Source organism: Kitasatospora sp. NPDC094016 (assembly GCF_040304045.1).
Classification (GTDB): Bacteria; Actinomycetota; Actinomycetes; order Streptomycetales; family Streptomycetaceae; genus Kitasatospora.
Genome location: NZ_JBEOUK010000027.1, coordinates 113,578 through 119,930, shown reverse-complemented (window position 1 = coordinate 119,930; position 6,353 = coordinate 113,578). Strand labels below are relative to the sequence as shown.

Sequence of the window (6,353 nt, the reverse complement as noted above, 5' to 3'; positions counted from 1 at the left end):
CTTCGCCAAGATCGTGCTTGACGAGGTCGACGGGTGGGCTGGCCTGCGGGTGCTCGCGGCGCTGGGCTCCGGCCAGACGCCCTCGACGGACTCCGTAGCAGCAGGCTAGCCGCCTGGCTGCGTCCCGTGCGCTCACCGGGGTCATCCCGTTCCTCATCTACCACCCCAACAGGCAAGATCAGAGCAGGAGTTCACGAAATCATGTTCGTCCGCTTCGGCCCCCCTATCGACCTCTCCGACCTGCCGAACTACACGGTGACCGACCTTCGCCCCCGCGTGTCAGTGTTCGTCGGCCGGGTCAGCACTAAGGACAACCAGATGCCGGGCACGTCCATACCCCGGCAGGTTGCCTACGCCTCCGACCGGCTGGAACCGGGCGAGGAGTTCGCCGCCTTCTTCTGGGACGTGGAGTCTGGCATGCTGCCCCCGGAGTTGAGGGGGCTCGGGCCGCAGGAGATGTACGACAAGCTCGCCGTGCCGACCCCCCGGTCCGGCGGGCTCCAGGACCTGGTGGACCGAGCCGGGCACCTGGGAGTAACCCACGTCCTGGCCGAGCGTTCCGACCGCGTCGCCCGCCACATGCTCACCAGCCTCACCGTCGAACACGAGCTGGAGAAGCTCGGCATCGAGGTGGTGTACGCCGACGAGCCGGTCGGCGGTACCGAGAGCGGCCGGCTGCGCGCCCGCCGTTCTTCCCAAGTCGACGCCGAGCTCTACCGGGCGAACCTGATGGAGATGTCGATGGGCGGGCAGATCCAGCACGCGGTCCAGGGGTGGAACCACGGGTCCCCGCCCTACCCGTACGCCGTGGAGGTCGACCCGAACGCGCCGGAGTCCCGGCCGGGCCGGTTCGGTGTCACCCGGCCGAAGAAGCGGCTCATCCCGCACCCCGACCCCCGCCGCTTCGACGCCGCCCGGGAGCTGTGCCGGCTGCGCCGGGAGGAGCACCTCAAGGGGACGGAGATCATCGCGGTCCTGGCGGCGGAGCCCGACCTGTACCCGATCGACGGCCGGTGGACGCACAGCCTGGTCGAGGGCCTGATCGCGAATCCCAAGCTGACCGGCCACCAGGTGTACAACCGCAAGGCGCCGCGCACCCGCAAGCCCGGGCACTCAGCCCTGAACCCGGTGTCGAAGTGGTCCTGGTCGCCCAACGTGGTGCACGAGCCGGTGATCAGCCTGCAGCAGTGGAAGGAGGCCCAGGAGGTCACCGCGAGCCTGCGCGCTGGCGCGAACGGCGGCGGCGCGATCCTGCGCATCCGGGCCGCAGCCGAGCGGCGGGGACTCACCGTCGCCCCGGTCAGCAGCACTGCCACCCACACCGTCTACCGCATCGGCACCCGGAAGATCGTCCTGCCCACCCCCGTGCCCGAGGCCATCGTCCAGCAGGTCGTCGCCGAGCTGAAGGGCACGGCGTGACCGAGACCATCGAATGCCAGGCCAGCAGGCGCGGCCGCACCTGGACCGTCCATGTCCCCGAGCACGGGGTGTACGGGGCCGGACGGACGCTCAAGGCGGCACGCGAGAACACCGAGCACGGTCTCGCGGTCATCGGCGTGACCGCCGAGGTCAGGCTCGTACCGGTCACACCGGAGCTGGAGGCGCTGCGGGCCATCGAAGCGGCCCGCGCGAAGGCGCTGAGCAAGGCGGTCGTCGCCCTGGCCCTGCGGCGGACCACGCTGGGCGACATGGCCCGCGCGACCGGGGCGACGACCAGGCAGGTGAAACTGATCCTCGCCGAACAGGCTCTGAACGCCAGGCCAGCGGACGAGCAGGCTCCCGTGGTGGACGCACCGGATGGACCCGACCGCTGAGTTCAGCGGCTACTGATGTTGGCCCGCTCACGAGGTTGCTCCCTGACCGGGCGCTCGGGAATCATGGTTTCCAGGTCGGCCCCGCACGCCGGGGGTTGCTCATGGCTGTGTCTTGCGCGATATCGGCCCTGCGCTCGCGGGGATTGCTCCTAGTTCCGCCTTGCTCAACTGGTCGGCCCCGCACACGCGGGGATTGCCCCTGGTTGTTCCTTACCGACCTCGTTGGCCCCGGGCCGGGCCGCTGGCGGTCGGGTTCGGGGATGCCCACCATGGGGCCGGGGCTTGCTGCCCCGAGCCCATGGTGGGCGTTGGCAGTTGTCCTTCGTGCCCGGGTTCAGGCGATGAGGGCGTAGACGCCGCCTGCGACCAGGGTGCCAAGGATGGCGCCGGTGACGGTCTGGAAGAGGGTGTGTTCGCGGACGGTGACGCGGGCCCAGCCGAGCAGCGCGACGAAGGCGAAGCCGAGGAGCCACCAGGGGTTGTACGCCTGGGCGAGCATCGCGAAGGAGCCGGCGGTGACGGCGGCGTGGACGCTGATCTTGTACTTCGCGAGGACGGTGATCGGCCACACGGCGGTGATGGTGGCCCACATGGCGGCGGTCATCGCGATGAGGGGGAGCGGGGCGCTGGTGGCGTACTGGAGGGCGATGCCGGCGGCGACGGAGGCGCTGATGACGGGGAGGACGGTGATGCGGCGGACGCGGTCGGTCAGGTGCCGGTTCGCCCAGTTGCCGTCGCCTTCGATGTAGACGATGTAGATCATCGGGATGACGGCGGCGAAGACGATGGCGAGGACGGCCCAGCCGAGTCCCTTCCAGCCGTAGAGGCCGCAGCCGATGGCGATGCTGACGGCGACGATGGTGTTCTTCGGGTCGGCCCAGTCGCTGAGCCGGCGGCCGAGGAGGGCTCGACCAGGCGGCAACTTCGTTGTGTTGTCGGTCATTTACTCGTCTTGTTGTAGGCGCGGGCGACGTTCTTCGCCCATCGGATGTCGCGGGAGGGTGCGCGAAGTTCCCTGCTGCCGGGAACCGGTGCGTCGGGCACCGCGGCGTCGGCGAGGAGGTTGTGGGCGGCGTGCCGGTGCAGGGCGTTGCGGGCCTTGATGGCGTCGGTGGTGGCGTCCTGGCCGCCGCTGACGCCGAGGTTGAGGAAGGCGTCGCGGACGGCGAACGCGGAGTAGGCGGTGTCCAGGGTCCGGTCGCCCCAGACGAAGAGTTCACGCACGCGGGAGCGGCGCTCGCCGAACTGGAGGTTGGGGAAGGTGTCGATGACCTGGCCCAGGAGCGGGTGGAGGACCCACAGCGTGTGCTGGTCCTGGAGGTAGCGGGCCAGGCCGCGCAGGGGCGGGAGGCACAGGCCCGTGATGATCAGCAGGATCGAGGCGGCGACGGTGAGGTCGCCCAGCACGTTCAGCTGGGCCAAGCGGGCGTCGTCGATGTCGAACGAGAGGATGTAGACCCGTTCGGCAACGTACATGGTCCCGAGGGCGCAGCCGGTGGCGAGGGAGAGAACACCGGTGCGGGCCAGGCCTCGGGGGAGGGCTCGGCGGGTGGACCAGAAGATCCGGGTGGCGAGGGCCATCGAGAAGCCGAGGTAGCTGTAGAAGATCATCATGTAGGTGATGACCGCCGGCTCGCCGAAGTGGGGGCTGAGCATGTCGTCGGGGTTGACGTTGGCGTCGCGCGGCAGGGCGAAGAAGAACAGCCCGGTCATGGTGGCCGCGGCGCTGGCGGCAAGCCGGAAGCTGGGGCGCAGGCGTCCGCGCAGTCCTCTGCCGTGGACGGCGTAGAGGTAGTCGATGAGGAAGGCAATGCTGGTGAGGCCGAGGAGGTGGCGAGTGAGGATGGGGAGGCCGGTCACCAGGTCTTGCAGTGGGTCTCGGACGGCGGTGACGCCCATGGCGAGCCCGAGGGCTGCGATGGTGATGCACAGGGACCGGGCGGCGCGGCCGGAGCGAATGGCGGCCGGCAGGCGCCAGAGCGAGATGGCGACCAGGAGAGTGGGGATGACGATGGTGAGGATGATGGCGATCATGCCGCTCGCCTCCAGCCCGCGATCTTACGGACGGGGTAGGTGAGGGTGCGGTAGAGGGTACGGCCCTGACGGGTCGTGCCTTCTTCGGCACCAACGTGCTCCATGAGCAGCAGAGCGAGCATCTCGGCTTGGGCCTCTTCGAGGTCGGCGTAGCCGGCGCGGGTGAGCAGGACGCTGGCGACGGTTTCGGCGTCGAGATCGGGGAAGATCGAGGCAAGGACGTCCTGTTGGACGCGGCACTCGTGCTCCCAGATCATGTGGCCGAGTTCGTGCAAGATGATCAGCGTCTGGTGGGGGACGCTGGTGTTCTGCTTGTAGAACACCACGTCGATGCTTGGCAGCCGGACCCACAGGCCGGTCGGCGTGGAGGGGCTGACGTCTTCGGGGAGCGGTTCGAGCGCGATGGGTCGGCCGCGCTGCTTGGCGAGTGCGGCGACGAAGGCCGAGACGTCGAAGGGGTCAGGGATAGGCAGGTCGGCGAGCAGTGCTTCGCAGTCTCTGCGTATCCCTCGTGGCACGGGCATGTCGGACCTCTGCGTTCGCGCGCTCCGCGAGGCGGTTTGTGGGCGCGCTACATGGACATAGGCCGAAAGTTAAACACATCTTGACTGTGGCATTCCGCAAAGTTTACTCTCGGTGACCGTCGGCCTGGGTTCGAGCCTGCGCTTCCAGCTCGGCCATCCGCTCCGCCATGGTCGCAAGGACGTTGAAGTTGCTGGGCTCCAGGCTCATCGCGCGCTGCATGAAGCCGAGGCCGGCGTCCGGCGTTCCGCCGTCGACGGCGCCTGAGGGGTTGCGGAGTCTGGCGAGGGCGTTAAGGGCGTCGAGCTGCTTGTCGACGGCCTGTGTGTCCTCGGCGGTGAAGTAGCTGGCGCCGTTGGCGAGCCCGAAGATCCTGCCGAGCGCGTCGAGGGTTTCGACGGTCGGGTTGACCGGGGAGCCGTTCGCGCCGTACCCGCGCTTGAGGTAGCGCAGCTGGGTCTCGGACAGGACGCCCTTGGAGCGCTCGGCGAGTTCGGGGATGGCCACCGGGGTCTGCGGCGGGGTCCGGTTCGCGCGCCGGTCGTTTTCCACCATGATGAGGTGATTCAGTCGCTGGGCGATCTTTTCCGCCCTCGACATGGTGGGACCAGATGCCGATTCGCTCACAGACAGTACCGCTTTCCGCTATTCACAACTGCCCTAACTATACCCACAGTCATTAAAGTGCGCCTCTTTGATCGTGGACACTCAGTCACAATGAGGTCGTGAACAGGAAGTATGTAGTGACTTGACGGTAGGCCGCACTATAGTGAGGGGGCCGGGGTAGCCCGGCAAGTGCACATAGCAACCACGGGGGTGTCGACATTCTTGCGCGTTCCGTCCGGCCGGGGAGAAAGCGCCGCCTCAAGGCCGGCGCCCCCCCTCCGTCCCAGCTCACCACTTCCGCAGGAACGCCCCGTCGCTGCGCGTGACCACCCTTCCCGAGCGACGACCGTGCCGGATCGCGGACGCCAGAGGAACGCCGTCCACCAGGTAGGAGTCGCCGCACCGGGCGACCGCGGCACCCTGGCCCGCGGCCGCATAGGCGGCGTCGGCCAGCGTGAGCCAGCAGCCGGCCGGGAGCCGCACGAGCAGGCCCCGCGCCGGGGAAGAAGTAGCGCCCGCCATCGGGTCACCCACTTTCGGTCTGAGCCACAGAGCCGAGATGCACTGCGACTGGCCGGCCACCACGGCCGACACCAGTCGACCATAAGTGCAACATCGACAATAGACAACCAATCGATCTATCAGCATCCCAGCCGAGGGCGGTCCCGTGCTCCTGTCCACCTCTCAGCCCGTGTCGCGGGACTCCGGCGACCTCGACGAGATCGAGCGGTGTGCCCGGGCCGCGGCCGCGGCGACCAACCCGGAGGGACGTAAGGCCGCGCTGGGCACCCTGTACGCGGCGCTGCGTGACCCGGTCGTACGCGACATCCGCGCCCGGGTGGACAACATGGCGACCGCGGAAGACCTCGCGCAGGAGACGTGGGTACGGGTGGCCCGCTCGATCGGGCAGTACAACAGCCGCTCGGGCGGCTTCGTGCCGTGGCTGTTCACCATCAGCAGGAACCTGGTCGTCGATCACTATCGGGCGGCCGGCCGGCGCACCCAGGAAATTCTCAGCTCGACCCCGCTGGCCGCCGACGTTCCATCGGAGGACGAGGCTCCCGAGCGTTCGGCGGAACGGCGCGAGGTCGCGGCCATGTTGAAGGGCTGTCTGGCGAAGCTGCCCGAGCGCCAGCGCGAAGCGGTGTACCTTCGGGTGTGCGTCGGGCTGAGCACCGCCCAGACCGCTCAGGTGCTCAGCACGCGGCTGCGCCCGACGACGGAAGGCGCAGTACGTGTGCTGCTTACGCGCGGCCTGCGTAAACTCTCACAGATCCTGCCGGAAGACGCTGCAGCTCACAGGCTGGCTGAACCTCCTCTTGTGCCGGCTCCGCGCGCAGAGGAAGGTGCTGTGCGTGAAGTGATCAGGGTGTAAGG

Annotated in this window: 8 protein-coding genes; 3 read left to right on the top strand and 5 right to left on the bottom strand. The window is 68.7% G+C overall.

Features of this window, described 5'->3' with window-relative positions; all coding sequences use genetic code 11:
- The first annotated feature begins 201 nt into the window (after positions 1-201).
- Entirely contained in the window at positions 202-1,419 is a 1,218-nt protein-coding gene (locus ABT015_RS24020; RefSeq protein WP_350882327.1) for a recombinase family protein, read from the top strand.
- Positions 1,416-1,814, top strand: a complete 399-nt coding sequence (locus ABT015_RS24015) for a hypothetical protein (protein ID WP_350882325.1) — start codon at positions 1,416-1,418, stop codon at positions 1,812-1,814. Before ABT015_RS24020 ends, ABT015_RS24015 begins: the two co-directional genes overlap by 4 nt.
- A 334-nt stretch (positions 1,815-2,148) precedes the next feature.
- On the opposite strand, the gene ABT015_RS24010 is transcribed toward ABT015_RS24015, so the two are convergent.
- From ABT015_RS24010 to ABT015_RS23990, 5 genes are all read right to left on the bottom strand, one after another.
- The gene (locus ABT015_RS24010) at positions 2,149-2,757 is read right to left on the bottom strand and encodes a hypothetical protein (RefSeq protein WP_350882324.1); all 609 of its coding nucleotides are present in this window, start codon (positions 2,755-2,757) and stop codon (positions 2,149-2,151) included.
- Positions 2,754-3,848, bottom strand: a complete 1,095-nt coding sequence (locus ABT015_RS24005; RefSeq protein ID WP_350882322.1) for a S66 peptidase family protein — start codon at positions 3,846-3,848, stop codon at positions 2,754-2,756. Before ABT015_RS24005 ends, ABT015_RS24010 begins: the two co-directional genes overlap by 4 nt.
- The gene (locus tag ABT015_RS24000) at positions 3,845-4,372 is read right to left on the bottom strand and encodes a toxin (protein WP_350882320.1); all 528 of its coding nucleotides are present in this window, start codon (positions 4,370-4,372) and stop codon (positions 3,845-3,847) included. The genes ABT015_RS24005 and ABT015_RS24000 overlap by 4 nt, the downstream gene beginning before the upstream one ends.
- Before the next feature lie 103 nt (positions 4,373-4,475).
- Positions 4,476-4,925 (bottom strand): hypothetical protein, encoded by a 450-nt coding sequence (locus tag ABT015_RS23995; RefSeq protein WP_350882318.1) that lies wholly within the window; start codon positions 4,923-4,925, stop codon positions 4,476-4,478.
- A 339-nt stretch (positions 4,926-5,264) separates the two neighbouring features.
- Complete coding sequence (locus tag ABT015_RS23990; protein ID WP_350882316.1) at positions 5,265-5,570, bottom strand: hypothetical protein; 306 nt, start codon at positions 5,568-5,570, stop codon at positions 5,265-5,267.
- Positions 5,571-5,643: 73 nt separating this feature from the next.
- Between ABT015_RS23990 and ABT015_RS23985 the strand changes: the two genes are divergently transcribed.
- Positions 5,644-6,351, top strand: coding sequence for an RNA polymerase sigma factor (locus tag ABT015_RS23985; protein ID WP_350882314.1), 708 nt, complete (start codon positions 5,644-5,646; stop codon positions 6,349-6,351).
- The last annotated feature ends 2 nt before the right edge of the window (positions 6,352-6,353 follow it).